Raw genomic sequence first — 18,484 nt, 5'->3', positions numbered from 1 at the left:
TCGGTCTAGCTGCTCACTGTTCGCTTGCGTTGTCCTCGTCGTGCTTACCGGGGACGACCGCCTCGGTGAGCACCTGCGACGGGGTCCTGGCCCCGTCGTGCAGCTTCTGCTTACCGGTGAAGGTGATCTCACCCTCGGTGCGCATTCGCTCGACCATGTGCGGGTAGTGCAGCTCGAAGGCGGGCCGTTCGGACCGGATCCTCGGCAGCTCGGTGAAGTTGTGCCGTGGCGGCGGGCAGGATGTCGCCCACTCCAGGGAGTTGCCGTAACCCCATGGATCGTCCACTGTGACCACTTCGCCGTACCGGTAGCTTCGGAACACGTTCCAGATGAACGGCAGGGTGGAGGCACCCAGGATGTACGCGCCGATCGTGGAGATCGTGTTCAGCGTGGTGAACCCGTCACTGGCCAGGTAGTCGGCGTACCGCCGCGGCATGCCCTCGTTGCCAAGCCAGTGCTGCACCAGGAAGGTGCCGTGGAAGCCGATGAACGTGGTCCAGAAGTGCAGCTTGCCCAACGGCTCGTCCATCATCCGGCCGGTGAACTTGGGGAACCAGAAGTAGATCCCGGCGAAGGTGGCGAACACGATCGTCCCGTAGAGCACGTAGTGGAAGTGCGCCACCACGAAATAGCTGTCCGAGACGTGGAAGTCGATCGCGGGCGCGGCCAGCATGACGCCGGTGAGCCCGCCGAAGAGGAAGGTGACCAGGAAGCCGAGCGAGAACAACATGGGTGTCTCGAAACTCAGCTGGCCCTTCCACATCGTGCCGATCCAGTTGAAGAACTTCACGCCGGTCGGCACCGCGATCAGGAAGGTCATGAACGAGAAGAACGGCAGCAGCACTGCGCCGGTGGCGTACATGTGGTGCGCCCACACCGCGACCGACAGCGCGGCGATGCTCAGCGTCGCCCAGACCAGCGTCTTGTAGCCGAACACCGGTTTTCGGCTGAACACCGGGAAGATCTCGGACACGATCCCGAAGAACGGCAAAGCGACGATGTAGACCTCTGGATGGCCAAAGAACCAGAACAGATGCTGCCAGAGGATCGCACCACCGTTGGCCGGGTCGAAGACGTGTGCCCCGAGTTTTCGATCGGCCAGCAGCCCCATCAGTGCCGCGGTGAGGATCGGGAACGCCAGCAGGATCAGGATGCTGGTGATCAGGATGTTCCAGGTGAAGATCGGCATCCGGTACATCGTCATGCCCGGCGCCCGCAGGCAGACCACCGTGGTGATCATGTTGACCGCACCGAGGATCGTGCCGAGACCGGAGATCACCAGACCGACGATCCACAGGTCGGCGCCCATCCCAGGCGAGTGGATCGCGTCCGACAGCGGGGTGTAGGCGAACCAGCCGAAGTCGGCGGCGCCACCCGGGGTCAGGAAGCCGGAGATCGCGATCAGGCTGCCGAACAGGAACAGCCAGTAGGAGAAGGCGTTCAGCCGGGGGAAGGCCACGTCCGGCGCGCCGATCTGCAGCGGCAGGATGAAGTTCGCGAAGCCGAACAAGCTGGGCGTCGCGTACATCAGCAGCATGATCGTGCCGTGCATGGTGAACAGCTGGTTGTACTGCTCCTGGGACAGGAACTGCAGCCCCGGCCTGGCGAGCTCACTGCGCATGAGCATGGCCATCGCGCCGCCGATCATGAAGAAGGCGAACGACGTGACCAGGTACATGATCCCGATTTGCTTCGGGTCCGTAGTGCGGAACAACCGCAGCAGGTACGAACCCTTTACCGTTTCGCGCGTCGGATAGGGACGCGTCGCGATCGGCTGGGGGGCTACGGCCGTCACTCCTGCCTCCTGCACTAATGAGCCTCTGTGGTGGTCGCCTCACGGCGGCCGCCCGGGCGAGCGCAAGCACCCTCCCCGGCGACTGAATGGATCGTAGCGCTCACCGCCCGGCGTGGTGCGCACGGCTGGCAAGATCACGCCGTGCGCGGTGAATTCACCGCCGCGACGGTGCCGGCCGCGTCCGCTTCGGACGGAGCCACCGGCCGCGCGCCGAACGGTCCGAAATGCACACGAAAGGGTCGAAAGTACTGGTGGGACCGGGTATGACGATGGTCAGAACGCCCGCCCCACCCGGCGGGGCAAGCCGTAAGTGCGGGAATGGACGACTCGTGGCGTGTTCGTATTACCAGTTTCTCAGCCGATCGCGGGCCGGCTATCCGGCCTGAACCTGCACCGGATCGGCCTGCTCGGCGGGCGGTGCGGCGCCAGGGTGGCCGAGGTGGGTCAGCCAGTCGCGGAACAGCCGGTGCACCGCCTCCGCACCGACCGGTTCGCCGGGCGGCGGGAACTCCTTGGGGTACACCAGGAATCCCCGTGCCTGCGGCCCGCCGAGCGCGCCGTGCGAGCCGACGTGCGGTTCGAACGGCGACGCGTTCTCGGTCTCCGGGTCGTACCGGCTGTTGATCATGATGTCGGCGCAGTGCGGGAAGGCGTCCACCCGTTTGACCAGCTCAGCGGCGTGCGGGCCGTAATCGGCCAGCGGGTCCGCACCGATCACCACGCCGGTGGCCAGCCGGTGCAGCCCGTCCCGACCGAGCACCACCGGGCCGAACTCCTCGCTGCGCACCAGCATGAAGCCGACCCCGTCGTGGTCCACCAGCTCGGGCAGCAGCTGCGGGAACTCGCGCTCGATGACCTCCAGCGGCACGCGGCCCTCGTGCTCGGTGAATGAGACCATCGCCACATGCCCGGAGACCACCACCACGACCCCTGGCGCGGCCCGGCTGACCTCGCCGGGCGCGCCGCTGGGCGTGCGGGCCTGGCCCGCCGTGGTGCCGGCGTGCTCCACCCGGCCGCGTAACCGCCTGGCGATCAGGCCGCCGCCGGCGGTCGCCTCGGCCAGCGCCGCGGTGGCCTGCCAGCCCTCGGCCTGGCGACGGGGACTCTTCCCGCCGGCCGCAGCGGCCGGGCCACCGCACAGCCTGCCGACCACCGTCTCGATGGACTCGCCGAACCGGTCGGCGAACGCCCAGCCCTGGGTCTGCCCGTGGTCGGAGAGCACCACCAGGTGGTAGCGGCGCGGGCCGAGCTGCGCGGCCCGGTGCAGCCTGCCGATCTGCTGGTCGATCGAGCGGAGCACGGCGAGCGCGTCGAAGCGTTCGATGCCGGAGTGGTGCGCGACCTCGTCGTAGCCGAGGAAATCCGCGTACACCGCGGGCCTGCCGGCGAGGATGTCCTCGATGATCGCGGAGACCACCACGTCACGGGCGATCACCGTGGTGCCGGGCCGCGCCAGCGGGTAGACGCCGCCGCGTTTCACCCGCGGCCGCACGTCCGCGCGCCGCTGCCTTGCCGCGGCGGAAAGCTCGCGGCCGACGTCGATCAGCGCGGCGGCCAGGGTGCGCAGGGCGTTCGCCGGGTTCACGAAGTAGGCGTAGTAGCCCGCGCCGACCCGGTCCGCGCGGGAGCGCCGGCGCCGCTTGCCCTTCGGGACCAGCCCGGCGATCGAGCTCATGGTCAGGCTGAAGTGCGGGGCGTCGCCGGTGAAGAGGTTCCCCCTGGCCGCGCCGTCGCCGGCGAGCAGGCCGCGGCCGTCCGAGTGCCGCCGCTCGATCTCGGCCGCGTCCCGAGGATGTGCGCAGGCCATCACGTGGTCGCGGTCCTTTTCGTACCAGCGGAACCCGAGGATGTCGTGGTTCGAGCCGTGCAGGATGCCGCAGACGCTGGCCCCGGTCTGCGAGCTCCAGTCGGTGTGCCACAGGCCGAGGCCGTGGCTGTCCGCGGCCAGCCAGCCGGCCAGGGTGGGCATATCACCGTCCCGGATGGCGCGCCGGACCACGTCGTAACCGAGGCCGTCGACCTGCAGGAACAGCACCCCTGGCGGGAGCTCGTCCCGGTTCCCCTGCCGGTTCGCCCGGCGCGCGGCGCGGCGGAAGAAGATCTCGTCCTCGTCGATGGCCAGCAGGCTGCTGGTCAGGCCACCGACCGCGGACACGCCGACGGTCACGATCACCGCGGTGCGCAGGTCGGCGACCACCACCCCGGGCACCGCGAAGGAGATGGCCAGCACCCCGGCGCCGAGCAGCAGGAAGCTGCCGAGGCCGAGGGTGAAGAACGCCACCGGCAGCGCGACCCGCAGCACCAGCGGCCAGACCACGGCGGTCAGCAGGCCGAACAGCAGCGCGCAGACCAGCGGCTGCCACCAGCTGTCCATCTCGAACCCGGCCAGCATCGAGTCCAGCACGTTCAGCAGCACGGTGACCGCGGCCCAGACCAGCAGGGCACGCGCGAAAACGCGCCCGCCCCGGAGCAGCCGACCGTTCGGTGGGAGCGTGTTCAAGACGATCCTCCGGTCTTCGCCTTGCCTGTTTCTTGGGCCCGTTTCTTGCGGTACCGGCTGACCAGGTTCGCCAGCACGGTGACCAGCAGTACCAGCAGCGTGGCGATCAGGGTGGCGATCAGCGGTGAGTCGAAGATGCCGCCGCTGACCACGCCGAGCAAGGCGTACGCCACCGCCCACAGCAGGCAGGCGCCCAGCGCAGCGGGCAGCAGCCGCCGCCACGGGTAGGCCAGCGCGCCGGCCGCGAGCAGCACCGGGATGCGGCCGGCCGGCACCAGCCGGCCGATCACCACCAGCTGCCAGCCGCGGCGGGCGAACTGGCCGCGGACCTTCTCCAGCTGCTCGGTCCGCTGGCCGCGGGCGACCCAGCGGACCGCGGCCGGCCCGCCGAGCCTGGCCACCGCGAAGGTCAGCACGTCACCGGCGAAGGCGGCGACGGTGGACAGCAGCAGCACCAGCGGCAGGTTCAGGTGCGGGGTGGTCATCGCCACCGCGGCGGCCGCGCCGACCACCGCCCCGGTGGGCACGACCGGGATGACCGAGCCGAGCAGTACGCCGCCGAAGAGCACCGGGTAGCCGATCGCGGCCGGATCGGACCAGTTCACGGCCAGCACCATCCCGGTCACCGGGCCTCCGAACCGGCGCCGAGCGGGATCTCGTGCCCGGGACGCACCACCACGACGTCGGTGGGCGAGCCGTGCGCGGCCACCTCGTCGGCGAACACCCGCGGCGGTTCGACCAGCAGCCGCCGCATCCGGCGGCCGCGGGCCAGGCCGGGCAGGGCGAGCGTGCCCCAGTGCACCGGCACCGCGAGCCCCGGCTTGACCAGGTCCACCGCCTGTGCTGCGCGGTGCGGGTCGAGATGGCCGGGGCCGAGTGACGGGCCCCAGCCCCAGACCGGCAGCAGTGCGACGTCCACCGCGCCGGCGAGATCGGCCATCGCCGGGAAAAGGTCGGTGTCGCCGGCGAAGTACACCCCGCTGCCCGCACTGCCCGGCGCCCGGAGCAGGTGGCCGATCGCGGGCGCGTGCGGGCCGTGGGTGAACCGGGGACCCCAGCGATGGCCGGAATGCGCCGCGTAGGTCGCGGTGATCCGCAGTTCGCCGTCCACCAGTTCCTCGCCGGGGCTCAGCTCCTCCACCCGGCGGACGCCCCGCCTCCGCAGCCACTCGCCCGCCCCGGCCGGGACGACCACCCTGACCTGCGGGCCGAGCAGCCGGAGCGACGGCAGGTGCAGGTGGTCGCCGTGCAGGTGGGAGATGAGCACCAGATCCACGCCAGCCCAGGCCGCCGGGTCGAGCGGGGCGGCGACCCTGCTCAGCGGGCCCACCTTGGCGCCGAGCACGGGGTCGGTCAGGACCACCCGGCCGGCGATCTCGATCCGCACCGTCGAGTGGCCAAGGAACCGCATGGCCATTCCACTCAAGACGGATACCAGTCCTGAATGGCCCCCACCACGGCCGCGGGGTCCTCCAGCGGGGTGAGGTGCGCGGTACCGGGCAGCACGACGAGCTTGCCGTTCGGCAGCGCTTCGGCCATCGCGCGGGCTTCGGGCACCGGGGTCAGCTTGTCCTCGCCGCCGACCAGCACCAGCGCCGGAATGTCGGCCTCGCGCAGCAGGTCCAGCGAGTCGGGCCGGGCGGCCATCGCGCGCTGCGCCCAGGCGATCCCGGCCGGCGGCTGCGACTCGATCAAGTCGCGGACGGTCTCCACGATGTCCGGCCGCCGGTACATGGTGCCGACGCTGAGCAGCTTCGCCAGCATCGACGGCGCGAGCCAGCCCTCGATCCCCTTCGCTTCCGCGCGATCCGCGACGGCGAGGCGGTTTTCGGCCGCGACGGGCGTGTCCGCGCTCGCCTTGGTGTCGATCAGCACCAGCCCGCCGACCCGCTCCGGTGCCGCGCGCAGCACGGCCATCGCCAGGTAGCCGCCCATCGAGCAGCCACCGAGCACCACCCGGTCCAGCTCCAGCTTGTCCAGCATGGCCAGCACGTCCCTGGCCGCGTCCTCGAGGCTGGGCGCCCGGTCGGACACCGGCAGTGCGGTGCGGCCGAGGCCGCGCTGATCCGCGCTGATCACCCGGACGCGTTTGGCCAGCGGTTCTCGCACCGCGTTCCACATCCGCGAGTCGAGCGGAAAGGCGTGCAGCAGCACCAGTGGAAGGTCAGCCATACCGACATTGTGTCGGACCCGCGGGCTACCGTCGCAGGGGTGACCACCCAACTCATGGAGATCCGGACCGAACGGCTGCTGCTGCGGCCGTTGCGGGAGTCCGACCGGGCCGAAGTGATCGAGATCCAGACCGACCCGCGGACCAACCGGTTCAATCCGGATCCGCCATCGGTGGCGGAAAGCGAGCAGAAGTTCGACCAGTGGCTGACGCACTGGGGCGAGTACGGCTACGGGTACCTGGCCGCGGTCGAGGCCGGGACCGGTGAGTTGCTCGGGGTCGGCGGCGTGGCCAACCGGCGCTTCGGTGACGAAGAGGTGCTGAACCTGTACTACCGGTTCTCCCCCGGCGCCTGGGGCAAGGGATACGCGTCCGAAATGGCCGCCGCCGTGGTCGCGTGGGCCGAGCGCGAGGTGCCGGAGCGGCCGGTGGTGATCAGTGTGTCGGTGGAGAACGTTCCGTCGATCCGGGTGGCCGAACGGCTCGGTTTCACCGACTACACCGTGGCCGACTATTTCGGGCTGCTCTCGCGGCACTACCGCCGGGGCTGAGACATGGCGGACATGGCGCCTCAGCGGTAAAGAGTGCTTCGGCTAGCGGGGCCTGCGCCGCTCCCGCGCCTGCCAGCATGGCCGGTGCCAGTGCCGCCGGTCGGCCACCGAACCGGTCTCGTCGGCAGGCCAGACCACGATATGCGGCACGGCGGGCCGGATCTCGTGGTCGCAGCCGGGGCAGCGGTAGGTCTTGGTCGCCTGCGCGCCCGGCACGGTACGGATCAGCCAGTCCCCGTCCGGCCCCGACTCGGCCTGCGCCCAGCCCATCGCGGACCCGAACTCGCGGGCCGGGCGGTTTGTGGACTGGCGGTTGCGTCGCGGCACCCCTTCACGTTAGCCAGTGGTTCTAGCGGGCGAAGTACTCACCGGGCGGGATGCCGACCGCGCGCCGGAAGGCCGCGATGAACGCGCTCGGCGACGAGTAGCCGGCGCGTCTGGACACCGCGGTCAGCGGCAGGCCGGCGGCCAGCAACGGCAGCGCCGCCCGCAATCTGGCCTGGGTCCGCCAGCGGCCGAAGGTCAGCTTGGTCTCGGCGAGGAAGAGCCTGGCCAGCGTGCGCTCCCCGGCGCGGGCCGCGCGGCCGAACTCGGCCAGCCCGCGCTGGTCGGCCGGGTCCGCGAGCAGCGCGTTGGCGACGAACCTGGCCCGCGGGTCGACCGGCATCGGCAGGCTGATCGGCATCACCTCGACCGGTTCGAGCAGGTCGAACACCACCGACTCGGCACGCAGGCGGGGCGGATCCGCCAGGTCGGCTCTGGCCAGGTGCTCCAGCAGCTCCCGCAGCAGGGAGGTGACGCGGACCAGCCGCGGCTCCGGCCAGTCCACCGGGCACCGGCCGGGATCCGCGTAGACCCCGCGCAGCAGCGCGCGGCTGGTGGCGCCGGTGCGGTGCTCGACCCCGGCCGGCAGCCAGAGCGCCATGGTCGGCGGCAGCACCCAGTGCGCGTCACCGACGTTCACCGCGACCACTCCGCGCACCGCCCAGGCCAGCTGGTGCGCGTCGTGCCGGTGCCAGCCGAACCAGGCACCCGCCGGCAGGTCGATCCCGCCGAGCAGCATCGCGCCCGGCCCCGGCACCAGTTGGCTGTTCTGCGACATCGACTGGCAGCCTAGCGCCTATCGGCCAGCGCCCGGACTGCCTAGCGTTGCGCACATGCCGATGAACCTGCTCCACCGGAAGCTGTGCAGTTCGAAGACCTGGGCGGAAAAAGTTGAGCGGCAGCTGCTGCCGTGGTCGCTGGACGGTGTCCACCTCGGTGACCGGGCACTGGAGATCGGCCCCGGCTACGGCGCGAACCTGCGGGTGCTGGCCGAGCTGGTGCCGAGCCTGACCGCGCTGGAGATCAGCGAGGAACTGCTCGACGGCCTGCGCCGCGATTTCCCCGACCGCGCCGAGTTCGTGCACGGCGATGGCGCCTCAATGCCGTTGCCGGACAACGAGTTCAGCTCGGTCGTCTGCTTCACCATGCTGCACCACGTGCCGACCCCGGAACAGCAGGACGCGCTTTTCGCGGAGGCCCGGCGGGTGCTGCGGCCCGGTGGCGTGTTCGCCGGCAGCGACGGCGTGCACGGGCTCGCGTTCCGGCTGATCCACCTCGGCGACACGTACAACCCGATACCGGTGGCGACTCTGCCGGACCGCCTGCACGCGGCCGGCTTCACCGACATCGAAGTGACCACCCGCGCCGCGAACCTCCGCTGGCGCGCCGTCGCCCCGGCCTGACCCGCTTTCCGTCCCGCGCAACCACTTGCACGGCCACCCGCGCAGCCCCCACCACTCCCGGGGGGCGGCCCCGCTCCAGCCTATCGCCCCACCGCCGACAAGACCTCCGCTCACAGGCAGTTGTGCACAGGCAGGACAACCTGTGCACAACTCACCCGCACCAACCAGGACCCAGGGCGTCCTAAAAGGACGGAAGAGTGTCAGGAAGTGTGCAGCGCAAGGGGAACGAGCTGTTCGGCGGTGGTGAACGAGCCGTGCTGGCCGATCAGCGAGGACTCGATCGGCTCGACGTCCTCGCGCAGCATGCCGAACCGGTCACGAGCGGCGGCCACCACGTCACCGATCCGCGGCCGCACCCGGTCCGACACGGTGGGGCCGAACCAGCCCGACTCCACGGCCTCGTCCCGGCCCGCCACCCAGGCCCGGTCACCGACGAGCGAGCGCCAGGCTGCCAGTACCTCCGGCGCGGCACCGTCCTCGGTGTAGATGTGCCGTGCCCGCACCTCGCCGCCGACCGCGCGCACCCCGGCGAGCAGCTCCGGAGTCGTGTCCAGGTCCACCGCGGTGTCGTCCACCCGCACCATGCCGTGGTCGGCCACCACCGCCAGGGTCCGGCCCGGCGGCAGGCCGTCCACCAGCGACTCCACCAGCCGGTCGACCTGCCGGAGCTGCATCCGCCAAGCGGTCGAACCGGGGCCGTGCAGATGACCCAGCATGTCGAGTTCGCTGTGGTACGCGTAGCAGAAGCTCGGCCGCTCGCGCAGCGCGTGCAGTGCGCCGGCGGCAAGGTCACCGAGGGCGTGCACGCCGACGTAGCGGGCACCCCGCAGCACCGCCCTGGTCAGCGCCGAGTCGGCGAACTTCGCGGAGGACACCACACTGGTCGTCACCCCGGCGGCGCTGGCGCGGGCGAAGGTGGTCGGCAGCGGCTGCACCTCCTCCGGCGGCAGCGCGCCGCGAAGGTCACCGCCGTCTTCGTGGCTGCACCAGCGCAACGCGTTGAGCACGCCGGCCCCCGGCATCTCGAACGTGTAGCCGGCCATGCCGTGCTCGCCGGTGGCCACGCCGGTACCGATCGCGGCCAGCCCGGCCGCGGTGGTGGCCGGATAGCCGACCCGCAGCGGCGACGCGGAAAGCCCGCTCAGCACCGGGGCGTCGGCGCGGTACTCGTTCAGCAGCTCCCAGCCGAGGCCGTCCACGAGCAGCACGCAGATCCCGGCCGACGACGGCAAGCCGAGCGTGTTCGGAAACCCACCGGTGCCGATCGCGGCCAGCGCCGAAGGCACCACGGCGGCCAGATGCGGATGTTCTCCCAGCGAAGGCGGCTGCACCTTGGCAGCTTCCCACCCGCGGCGTGATCCCGCGATAATGGGTGCATGCCGACCTACGCGTACCGCTGCCGCGAATGCACCGAGACCTTCGAGCTGAACCGGCCGATGAGCGAGTCCAGCGCGCCGGCCGACTGCCCCGAGGGCCACCAGGACACCGTCAAACTGCTCACCACGGTCGCGCTCACCGGCTCGGCCATCGGCCCAGCCGCCTCCGCACCCTCCGGTGGCTGCTGCGGAGGCGGCTGCTGTTCCTGAACCGACTCAGGTGTAGTCGCCGAAGCCCTTGCCGGTCTTGCGGCCGAGCCTGCCCGCGGTGACCAGGTGCTCCAGCAACGGCGCCGGCGCGAAACCCTCTTCGCGGAACTCGTTGTACAGCGTGCGCTCGATCGCCAGCGACACGTCCAGGCCCACCACGTCGAGCAGCTCGAACGGGCCCATCGGCAGCCCGCAGCCGACCTTCATCGCGGTGTCGATGTCGTCTGCGCCGGCGTAGTGCGCCTCCAGCATCTTGACCGCGTCGTTGAGGTAAGGGAAAAGCAGCGCGTTCACGATGAACCCGGCCCGGTCGCCGCAGCGCACCGGATGCTTGCCGAGTTCCCCGCACACCGCGGCCGCGGTGGCGGTCACCTCCGGCGCGGTGGCGATGGTGCTGACCACCTCGACCAGCTTCATCACCGGCGCCGGGTTGAAGAAGTGCATGCCGAGCACAGCTGAAGGCCGCGAGGTGGCCGCGGCGCACTCGATCACCGGCAGCGAGGAGGTGGTGGTGGCCAGGATCGCGCCCGGCCGGACCACGTCGTCCAGCGCGGCGAACACGGCCTGCTTCACCGGCAGCTCCTCGGCGACGGCCTCCACCACCAGATCCACGTCGGCCAGTTCCTCGAACTCGACCGCCGGGGAGATCCGGCCGAGCGCGGCAGCGGCGTCGCCCTCGCTCAGCTTCCCCTTGGCCACGGCCTTGTCCAGCGACTTGCGCACCCGCGCGACGGCCGCCTCGGCCTTCTCCGCACTGCGTGCCCGCAGCACCACCGGGTAACCGCGTTTGGCGAACACCTCGACGATCCCGGTTGCCATCGTGCCGGTGCCGACCACACCGACCCGTCGCACCTCGCGCAGCGCCGATTCGTCCACAGTGGACGATTCGGCGCCGATCGCGTCGGCGACCACGTTCGGCGAGTCCGGCGCGTCGTAGCTGTAGAAGCCGCGGCCCACCTTCCGGCCCAGCAGGCCGGCGGTGATCATCTGCTTCAGCAGCGGCGCCGGTGCGTGCAGCCGGTTGCGCGACTGGTGGTACATCGTGTCCAGGATTTCGTACGCGGTGTCCAGCCCGATCAGGTCGAGCAGCGCCAGCGGGCCCATCGGGTAACCGCAGCCGAACCGCATCGCCGCGTCCAGGTCCTCGCGGGTGGCGTAGCGCTGCTCGTACATCCGCACCGCGTGGTTGAGGTAGCCGAACAGCAGCGCGTTCGCGATGAAGCCGGCGCGGTCGCCCATCACCACCGGCGTCTTGCCGAGCCGCTCGGCGAAGGCGGTGACCTCTTCGACCACGCCCGGCTCGGTGACCACCGTCCGCACGATCTCCACCAGCTTCAGCACCGGAGCCGGGTTGAAAAAGTGCATGCCGACGACCTTGCCCGGACGTGCGGTGTGCACGCCGATCTCGGTGATCGACAGGGACGAGGTGTTCGAGACGAACACGGTGTCCGGCCCGGTGATCTTGTCCAGCTGCGCGAACACCTCGGCCTTCAGTTCGAGGCTCTCCGGAATCGCCTCGATCACCAGGTCCACCTCGGCGAGATCGTGCAGCGAGGTGCTGTAGGAGACCCTCCCCAGCAGCTCCGCGCGGCCGGCTTCGTCCAGCTTGCCCTTGCTCAGCGCCCGGCCGGTCGAGTGCTCGAGGTGCCCGCGGCCGCGCGCCACCCCGTCGTCGCCGACCTCCACCCCGATGACGGACAGCCCGCTGCGGGCCAGTACCTCGGCGATTCCGGCCCCCATCGTGCCGAGGCCGACAACTCCCACACTCGCGATCTCCCGTGCCACAACCGGCCTCCGGTGGTTACTCGCTGGTAGTTTCCGGCTAGATAGTGCCATGCGGCGCAAGATCCAGCAGGGTCGTCGGGCTTCGGAATCGAGTCAGAACGGCCCCCTATCGAGTGAAATCACAACGTACGCCAAAACCGGATGAATCGACGAAAGCCATTGCTGACACGAATTCTAAAACGGCTGTCAGCTCGATAGGCGCAAAACGGGTCAGCCGCCGGGAACAATCTGCCAGTACCGAACAAAGGCGATGGCGATCACAGCGCGACGCTCCTTGTGAGCAACCGCGATCACCTGCGAATTCATCGCCAGGAAATGCTCGATGATTTCCGTTAACCAAGACGAAAACGACGATAACCTGGCCGAAATGAGCGCGGGATCTGATTCCCGACACACGGCGGGCACCGGTCGTCAAGGCACCGAAACCGCCGCACCAACCAGGAGGAGAAACCCATGAGCATTATCGGCCAGCTCGTCGAAGCGTTGTCCGCCCTGCTGCACGCCATCGGAATCGGCTGAGCACGAACCACCGGAAGAGAACGGAGAAAACGATGGGATCGACGAGCATTCTCGGTTCACTGGTCGACGCGCTACTCGCGCTGCTCAAGGCCATCGGCGTCGGCTGACCGGCCGGAAACAACCGGCCGCGCCGTGGACCGCCCTCATCCACGGCGCGGCCGGCTCCTATTCGCAAACCTCCGGCGAACGGTCACCAGCACCGCGACCGCACCGGCCGAAACGTGACATCCGGCACTCCACCGGGCTCACTCGTCGAAATTGCGCTCGACCAGCTCCTTGACCACCCGCATCGCCTCGGCGGCCTGCGCCCCGCCGGCCCGCACCTCGATCCGGTCGCCCATCCGCGCGCCGAGGGACATCAGCGCGAGCACGCTGTGCGCGTCCGCCACCGAGTCGCCGAGCCTGATGGTGACCTCGGCGTCCAGCCCGGTCAGACTCCTGGCCAGCAACGCGGCCGGCCGGGCGTGCAGGCCGACGTCGTTGCTCAGGGTCAGCTCGACACCCTCACCGGCACCGCCGTCATCCGGCAGCGTGACCGCGAGGTCCGGCGGCGCCCCCGCCGAGGCGGCGGCCGCGGCCACCGCGGCCCGGCCCGCGCCGCCCTGCGCGGCGACCGCGGCGGCGATCGAGCCCTCCACCAGCGGCGCGTCCACCACCGCCGCGCCGGCTGGGTCGGCCAGCGACTCCACCGCCAGCTCGGCGGTCATCTGCGCGCTGCCGAGGTCGTAGAGCAGCACCACCCCGTCACCGGAGTCGGCCCGCTGCACCGCGGCCACCACCCCGTCGTAGTCGGTGCCCAGTCCGCCGCCCGGCAGCCCGCCCGCCGGGACCACGGTGACGTCCGGCGCCATCTGCACGGCCAGCTCGGCCAGCCCTTCGGCCAGCTTCGCGCTGTGCGAGACCAGCACAAGTCCCACGCTCATGCCCACTCCTCCGCGAGTCTGCGCGCATCCGCGATCGTGTCGACAGGGCGCGACTCCCGTTGCCCCGCAAGGATGACCAGATGAGCGCCCTGCCGCCCCGATAGCGGGGCCTGCCGGCCGGTGCGCGCGCCATGGTCGTCCTGGGTGCCGCGGCTTGACACAGGGCCACTCATCCGGCGACCGCCTCCGCGAATGCCCGCAGCAGTACCGCCGTGGACCTGGCGCCGGGGTCGAGATGGCCGACCGCGCGCTCCCCGAGGTAGGAGGCCCTGCCTTTGCGCGGCACTATGTCCACAGTGGACTCAGCACCCTTGTCCGCGGCGTTCGCGGCGGCGGCAAGCACGGCACCGGCGTCGCCGCCATCGGCCGCGGCCGCCTCCGCGGCGGCCACCGCCGGCAGCAGCGCGTCCACCATGGTGGCGTCGCCTTCGACGGCCTTTCCCCGCGCCTGCACGCCTTCCAGGCCGGCCCGAAGCGCGGCGGCCAGCGCGGCGGAGTCCATTTCGGACTTGTCGCCGATCGAGCTCGCCGCGCGCAGGAAAGCCGTGCCGTACAACGGCCCCGCCGCTCCGCCGACCTTTGAAATGAGCGTGGTCGCGGCCAGTTTCAGCACACCGCCCGCGGTCTCCGGCACCGAGCCCGCGTCCAAAGCGGACACGATCGCGGCGAAGCCCCGGTTGAGGTTCTCGCCGTGGTCCGCGTCGCCGATGGCGCGGTCCAGCTCGATCAGCTCTGCACGATGCTCGGCGACCACCACCGCGGCCGCGCGCAACGCGGCGGCCACGCCTTCCGCTGTACAGCTCATCCTCACACTCCCCATCGCAGCGCGGCGGTGTGCACCGGCGCATCCCAGAGTTCGACCAGCTCGTCGTCCACCTTCGCCACGGTGAGGCTGATGCCCTGCATCTCCAGGCTGGTGATGTACGGCCCGACCAGCCTGCGCTCCACGGTGATGCCGCGCTCGGCCAGCAGCCGCTCGGCGATGCCGTGCGCCAGGTAGAGCTCCAGCAGCGGGGTGCCGCCCATCGAGTTGGTGAACAGCAGCACCCGGTCGCCTTCGCCGAAGGGCAGGTCCGTGCAGACCGCGTCCACCATCCGCCGGACCAGCGCGTCCGCGGGCTCAGCCGGGATCCGCTCCCGGCCCGGCTCGCCGTGGATGCCGATGCCGAACTCGATCTCGTCTTCCGCGAGGGTGAAACTGGGCTCCCCCGCGTGCGGCACGGTCGGCGGGGTGAGCGCAACGCCAATCGAGCGGACCTGGCTGATCACCTTGCGCGCCAAGGCTTCCAGCGAGTCCAGCGAGTCGCCCCTTGCCGCCGCCGCACCGGTGAGCTTCTCCAGCAGCACGGTGCCGCCTACCCCGCGACGGCCCGCGGTGAAGGTCGAGTCGGCCACCGCCACGTCGTCGTCGATCACCACGCTGCGCACATCCACCCCGTCCACCGCGGCGAGCTCGGCGGCGGTCTCGAAGTTCAGCACGTCCCCGGTGTAGTTCTTCACGATCAGCAGCGCGCCCCGTTCACCGGCGGTGGCCTCCACCGCGGCCTGCACAGCGTCCGGGGTCGGCGAGGTGAACACCGCCCCCGGCACCGCGGCGTGCAGCATGCCGGGGCCGACGAACCCGCCGTGCAGCGGCTCGTGCCCGGAGCCCCCGCCGGAGATCACCGCCACCTGGCCTGCAACCGGAGCGTCCGCGCGCAGCACCACCGCCGGGTCGTCGCGCACCCGGAGCAGATCGGCGTGTGCCGCCGCGAGCCCGCGTAACGACTCCGCGACCACGGTCGACGGATCGTTGATGATCTTCTTCATGCGGCCTCCTGTGTTTTCCAAGTTCAGGAACTGGGAAGTTTCGGCACCACAGCCTTGACCACCTTGAGCGCCTTGCCGCACGCGTCTTCGCTCCCCGCGTCGGCGAGGTAGTTGTTGTAGTCGAACGAAACGAGCTCGCCCTCGCCGTTCGTGGTCGGCCGGTGCTGGAACACGATGTTGCACTGGGCCGCGCTCTCGCTGCGTGACTTCTGAAATCCCTTGACCCCGCCGCCGAGATCCACCTCGGTGCCGTCCGACGTGCCGGGAGTGGTGGCCACCCGGAAGTTGAGGGTGGCGTTGGGGCCGGAGCCGTTCGGCGTCCAGGTGCAGCCGTGCAGGCCGAACGGCTCCTTCTTGATGTCCTTGCCGAGCAGTTCGGTCACCGCCGCGTCGTCCGCCGTGGTGCACAGGTCCACCGGCATCAGCGAACCCTGCTGCTGCGGGTACTGGGCCGGCTTGTCGCGCAGCTTCTTGAGCACCTTCTGCAGCACCGAGCGACCCGGCCGGCAGGGGTCGCCGCCCTCGTACCTGGTCTGCACGGTGACGCCGAGATCCGGGGCCCGCGCGGTGACCGCGGTGACGAAGCAGGCCGCGGTGTCCTGCTTGCGCTCGATCAGCGGCAGGCCCTCCACCGTGCCGCTGATGTCGTTGTCCACGCCGATCAGCGGCTCGCCGAGCTGCACCGAGATCCGGATCGTCTTGCCGCCGGCGTCGGTGACCTCGTTGCTGCACTTGTCCAGGCCGAACGGGTCCTGCTTGCCGGGTGCGCCGAGGTCGGCGACCGCGGCGGCGTCCACCAGCCCGCACGGGTCGACCGTGCGCAGCGCGGCGATGGCCACCGCCGGGTCGTTGATCTTGCCGTCCGCGCTCTGCCCGCCGGTGGCCGCGGCGGGCACGGTGGTGCGCGGGAAGTTGGCCTTGCCGAGGTCGGGCCCGCACCCCGTGACGACGGCGAACCCGGCCAGCACGGTCAGGACATACCGGACTGGCCGGGCACCACGAGAGCGAAAGAACACGCCGTGCACGGTAGCCGTCCCCACCGTGCCCCGCGCGCACAACCTCGCTATTCGGTCGGTTTCGAAGGCTCCTCCGCCGCCGGTTCGGGCTCGGGCACCTGCAACGGCCGCAACCGGGCCCAGAGCACGAACAGCAGGGTGAACACGAGCATGCCGATACCGGCCCACAGGTTGATGTTCAGCCCGTCGGCCTTGGCCAGTTCCTCGTCGGAGGTGACGGTGAGGCCCATGATCGTGATCACCAGGCCGTACACACCCATCAGCAGCGCGATGATCAGCCTGATGTCGAAGGCGCCCGCCCGGCGGGTACCGGACGTCGATTCGGTAGCCATGCGTCCGACCTCCTAGAAGATGATGTTGAGAACGATCGTGATGATCAGGACGATGCCGGCGAGCAGGCCCGGCTTGCGGTACCAGCCGGCGTCGTCGCCGGTGGTGGAGTGCTGCCGGGTGTTCTTCGGCGTCAGCGAATAGACCAGCCCGACCAGTTCGGCTTCGGGTTTCGGCCTGGTCGCGTAGGTGACCGCGACGCTGACCACGATGTCGACCACGAACGCGGCACCGGCACCGATGAAGCTGGCGCCCTGGCCCGGTAGGTCCCAGGCCCCGGTCTCGGCCAGCAGGAAGACGCCGATCGCGGCGAGCGTGCCGGAGACCAGGCCCGTCCAGCCCGCGGTCGCGGTCATCCGCTTCCAGAACATTCCCAGGATGAACGTGGCGAACAGCGGCGCGTTGAAGAAGGAGAACAGCTGCTGCAGGTAGTCCATCAGGTTCGAGTAGGTGGACGCGATGAACGCGGTACCGATGGCCAGGATCGTGCCGATCGCGGTGACCAGCCTGCCGAAGCTCAGGTAGTAGCCGTCCGGCTTGTCCTTCTTGATGTAGGACTGCCAGATGTCGTAGGTGAACACCGTGTTGAACGAACTCAGGTTCGCCGCCATACCGGCCATGAACGAGGCCAGCAGCCCGGCGATGGCGATACCGAGCATGCCGTTGGGCAGCAAGTCGCGCATCAGCAGCAGCAGCGCGTCGTTGAAGTCCGCGCCACTGGCCGACGGATCTCCGGCGAGCAGTGCGGTCTTGTTCTCCCCCATCAGCTCGGTGACGGTGACCGCGGCGATCATGCCCGGGATGATCACGATGAACGGGATGAGCATCTTCGGGAAAGCGCCGATGATCGGCGTGCGGCGGGCAGCCGACATGCTCTTCGAGGCCATCGCGCGCTGCACCTCGACGAAGTTCGTCGTCCAGTAGCCGAAGGACAGCACGAAGCCGAGGCCGAAGACCAGGCCGAGCACGGACAGGAAGTTGTCGCCGAAACCGGTGAGCTGGTTGCCGGGCCAGGAGTTCAGCTGGTCGGCACCGCCGGGACTGCCGCTGACCTTGTCCACCAGGCCCTGCCAGCCGCCGACCTTGTACAGGCCGACCACGGTCAGCGGGACCAGCGCGGCCACGATGACGAAGAACTGCAGCACCTCGTTGTAGATGGCGGCGGACAGGCCGCCGAGCGCGGTGTAGGTCAGCACGATCGCGGCGGCCAGGATGACCGAGACCCAGATCGGCCAGCCGAGCAGCAGGTTCACCACGGTGGCGAGCAGGAAGAGGTTGGCACCCGCGATCAGGATCTGCGCGACCGCGAAGCTGATGCCGTTGACGAGGTGGGCCGGTTTGCCGAACCGGCGGCGCATGAACTCGGGAACGCTGCGCACCTTGGAGCCGTAGTAGAACGGCATCATCACGACGCCGAGGAACAGCATCGCCGGCACCGCGCCGATCCAGAAGTAGTGCGCGGTCGGCAGGCCGTACTGCGCGCCGTTGGCCGACATGCCCATGACCTCGATCGCGCCCAGGTTCGCCGAGATGAAGGCGAGCCCGGTTACCCAGGCGGGCAGTGAACGACCGGAGAGGAAGAAGTCGAGGCTCGAGGAGACCTGGCGGCGAGCCAGATAACCGATGCCAAGGACCAGGACGAAGTAGAACGCGAGCAACACGTAGTCGATCGCGTTCGCATCAAGGCGCAAGTTCGCCTCGGCTAGCACATGCACCGACCCACCTCCGATTCCAACTGCAGCATCGCAGCCACCAGGACCGATTCAGTCAACA

Annotated in this window: 18 protein-coding genes; 3 read left to right on the top strand and 15 right to left on the bottom strand. The window is 70.1% G+C overall.

Annotated elements, in window-relative coordinates; genetic code table 11:
- Positions 1-13 precede the first annotated feature (13 nt).
- From ctaD to AMYNI_RS0124620, 5 genes are all read right to left on the bottom strand, one after another.
- Positions 14-1,795 carry an aa3-type cytochrome oxidase subunit I gene (ctaD, locus tag AMYNI_RS0124640; protein WP_020670734.1) on the bottom strand — a complete coding sequence of 594 codons (1,782 nt, stop codon included), beginning with the start codon at positions 1,793-1,795 and terminating at the stop codon, positions 14-16.
- 373 nt (positions 1,796-2,168) lie between these two features.
- The gene (locus AMYNI_RS0124635; protein WP_020670733.1) at positions 2,169-4,295 is read right to left on the bottom strand and encodes a phage holin family protein; all 2,127 of its coding nucleotides are present in this window, start codon (positions 4,293-4,295) and stop codon (positions 2,169-2,171) included.
- Positions 4,292-4,900: a VTT domain-containing protein gene (locus tag AMYNI_RS0124630; protein WP_040407271.1), complete on the bottom strand. Its 609-nt coding sequence runs from the start codon at positions 4,898-4,900 to the stop codon at positions 4,292-4,294. The genes AMYNI_RS0124635 and AMYNI_RS0124630 overlap by 4 nt, the downstream gene beginning before the upstream one ends.
- 17 nt (positions 4,901-4,917) lie before the next feature.
- Positions 4,918-5,706, bottom strand: a complete 789-nt coding sequence (locus tag AMYNI_RS0124625) for an MBL fold metallo-hydrolase (RefSeq protein ID WP_020670731.1) — start codon at positions 5,704-5,706, stop codon at positions 4,918-4,920.
- An 11-nt stretch (positions 5,707-5,717) separates the two neighbouring features.
- Positions 5,718-6,467, bottom strand: a complete 750-nt coding sequence (locus AMYNI_RS0124620) for an alpha/beta fold hydrolase (protein ID WP_020670730.1) — start codon at positions 6,465-6,467, stop codon at positions 5,718-5,720.
- A 54-nt stretch (positions 6,468-6,521) separates the two neighbouring features.
- Here AMYNI_RS0124620 and AMYNI_RS0124615 point away from each other — a divergent pair, with 54 nt between their 5' ends.
- A complete protein-coding gene (locus tag AMYNI_RS0124615; RefSeq protein ID WP_020670729.1) occupies positions 6,522-7,016 on the top strand; it encodes a GNAT family N-acetyltransferase in 495 nt (164 codons plus the stop codon).
- Between the two features lie 42 nt (positions 7,017-7,058).
- Here the strand turns inward: AMYNI_RS0124615 and AMYNI_RS0124610 are convergent, their stop codons facing one another.
- Together AMYNI_RS0124610 and AMYNI_RS0124605 are read right to left on the bottom strand one after the other, a co-directional pair.
- On the bottom strand, positions 7,059-7,343 hold the full coding sequence (locus AMYNI_RS0124610; protein WP_020670728.1) for a hypothetical protein: 285 nt from the start codon (positions 7,341-7,343) through the stop codon (positions 7,059-7,061).
- A 22-nt stretch (positions 7,344-7,365) separates the two neighbouring features.
- Positions 7,366-8,118, bottom strand: coding sequence for an AraC family transcriptional regulator (locus AMYNI_RS0124605; RefSeq protein ID WP_020670727.1), 753 nt, complete (start codon positions 8,116-8,118; stop codon positions 7,366-7,368).
- A gap of 55 nt (positions 8,119-8,173) precedes the next feature.
- Here AMYNI_RS0124605 and AMYNI_RS0124600 point away from each other — a divergent pair, with 55 nt between their 5' ends.
- Positions 8,174-8,743 (top strand): class I SAM-dependent methyltransferase, encoded by a 570-nt coding sequence (locus AMYNI_RS0124600; protein WP_020670726.1) that lies wholly within the window; start codon positions 8,174-8,176, stop codon positions 8,741-8,743.
- Positions 8,744-8,943: 200 nt separating this feature from the next.
- On the opposite strand, the gene AMYNI_RS0124595 is transcribed toward AMYNI_RS0124600, so the two are convergent.
- Positions 8,944-10,074, bottom strand: a complete 1,131-nt coding sequence (locus tag AMYNI_RS0124595) for an alkaline phosphatase family protein (protein ID WP_020670725.1) — start codon at positions 10,072-10,074, stop codon at positions 8,944-8,946.
- Positions 10,075-10,119: 45 nt separating this feature from the next.
- On the opposite strand from AMYNI_RS0124595, the gene AMYNI_RS0124590 reads away from it, so the two are divergent.
- Positions 10,120-10,329 carry an FmdB family zinc ribbon protein gene (locus tag AMYNI_RS0124590; protein ID WP_020670724.1) on the top strand — a complete coding sequence of 70 codons (210 nt, stop codon included), beginning with the start codon at positions 10,120-10,122 and terminating at the stop codon, positions 10,327-10,329.
- Positions 10,330-10,335: 6 nt separating this feature from the next.
- Here the strand turns inward: AMYNI_RS0124590 and AMYNI_RS0124585 are convergent, their stop codons facing one another.
- The 7 genes from AMYNI_RS0124585 to AMYNI_RS0124555 form a co-directional block, all read right to left on the bottom strand.
- On the bottom strand, positions 10,336-12,114 hold the full coding sequence (locus tag AMYNI_RS0124585; RefSeq protein ID WP_026360882.1) for a 3-hydroxyacyl-CoA dehydrogenase family protein: 1,779 nt from the start codon (positions 12,112-12,114) through the stop codon (positions 10,336-10,338).
- Between the two features lie 764 nt (positions 12,115-12,878).
- Positions 12,879-13,556, bottom strand: coding sequence for a dihydroxyacetone kinase phosphoryl donor subunit DhaM (dhaM, locus tag AMYNI_RS0124580; protein ID WP_020670722.1), 678 nt, complete (start codon positions 13,554-13,556; stop codon positions 12,879-12,881).
- A gap of 169 nt (positions 13,557-13,725) precedes the next feature.
- Positions 13,726-14,361 (bottom strand): dihydroxyacetone kinase subunit DhaL, encoded by a 636-nt coding sequence (gene dhaL / locus AMYNI_RS0124575; RefSeq protein WP_026360881.1) that lies wholly within the window; start codon positions 14,359-14,361, stop codon positions 13,726-13,728.
- Positions 14,362-14,363: 2 nt separating this feature from the next.
- Positions 14,364-15,365: a dihydroxyacetone kinase subunit DhaK gene (gene dhaK, locus AMYNI_RS0124570; protein WP_020670720.1), complete on the bottom strand. Its 1,002-nt coding sequence runs from the start codon at positions 15,363-15,365 to the stop codon at positions 14,364-14,366.
- A 23-nt stretch (positions 15,366-15,388) separates the two neighbouring features.
- Positions 15,389-16,381, bottom strand: a complete 993-nt coding sequence (locus AMYNI_RS0124565) for a DUF3558 family protein (protein WP_157357473.1) — start codon at positions 16,379-16,381, stop codon at positions 15,389-15,391.
- A gap of 47 nt (positions 16,382-16,428) precedes the next feature.
- Positions 16,429-16,713, bottom strand: a complete 285-nt coding sequence (locus tag AMYNI_RS0124560; protein WP_020670718.1) for a hypothetical protein — start codon at positions 16,711-16,713, stop codon at positions 16,429-16,431.
- Between the two features lie 12 nt (positions 16,714-16,725).
- Positions 16,726-18,426 (bottom strand): sodium:solute symporter family protein, encoded by a 1,701-nt coding sequence (locus tag AMYNI_RS0124555; RefSeq protein WP_026360879.1) that lies wholly within the window; start codon positions 18,424-18,426, stop codon positions 16,726-16,728.
- Positions 18,427-18,484 lie beyond the last annotated feature (58 nt).

It is taken from the genome of Amycolatopsis nigrescens CSC17Ta-90 (assembly GCF_000384315.1).
GTDB classification, from domain to species: Bacteria; Actinomycetota; Actinomycetes; order Mycobacteriales; family Pseudonocardiaceae; genus Amycolatopsis; species Amycolatopsis nigrescens.
The sequence above is the reverse complement of the archived record's forward strand: the minus strand, read 5'-3'. Positions and strand labels throughout refer to the sequence as shown.

Coding starts and splice junctions, on each gene's coding strand:
- AMYNI_RS0124625 (WP_020670731.1), bottom strand. CDS start 5,706: ATGCGGTTCCTTGGCCACTCGACGGTGCGGATCGAGATCGCCGGCCGG.
- AMYNI_RS0124620 (WP_020670730.1), bottom strand. CDS start 6,467: ATGGCTGACCTTCCACTGGTGCTGCTGCACGCCTTTCCGCTCGACTCG.
- AMYNI_RS0124615 (WP_020670729.1), top strand. CDS start 6,522: ATGGAGATCCGGACCGAACGGCTGCTGCTGCGGCCGTTGCGGGAGTCC.
- AMYNI_RS0124605 (WP_020670727.1), bottom strand. CDS start 8,118: ATGTCGCAGAACAGCCAACTGGTGCCGGGGCCGGGCGCGATGCTGCTC.
- AMYNI_RS0124600 (WP_020670726.1), top strand. CDS start 8,174: ATGCCGATGAACCTGCTCCACCGGAAGCTGTGCAGTTCGAAGACCTGG.
- AMYNI_RS0124590 (WP_020670724.1), top strand. CDS start 10,120: ATGCCGACCTACGCGTACCGCTGCCGCGAATGCACCGAGACCTTCGAG.
- dhaM (WP_020670722.1), bottom strand. CDS start 13,556: ATGAGCGTGGGACTTGTGCTGGTCTCGCACAGCGCGAAGCTGGCCGAA.
- dhaL (WP_026360881.1), bottom strand. CDS start 14,361: ATGAGCTGTACAGCGGAAGGCGTGGCCGCCGCGTTGCGCGCGGCCGCG.
- dhaK (WP_020670720.1), bottom strand. CDS start 15,365: ATGAAGAAGATCATCAACGATCCGTCGACCGTGGTCGCGGAGTCGTTA.
- AMYNI_RS0124560 (WP_020670718.1), bottom strand. CDS start 16,713: ATGGCTACCGAATCGACGTCCGGTACCCGCCGGGCGGGCGCCTTCGAC.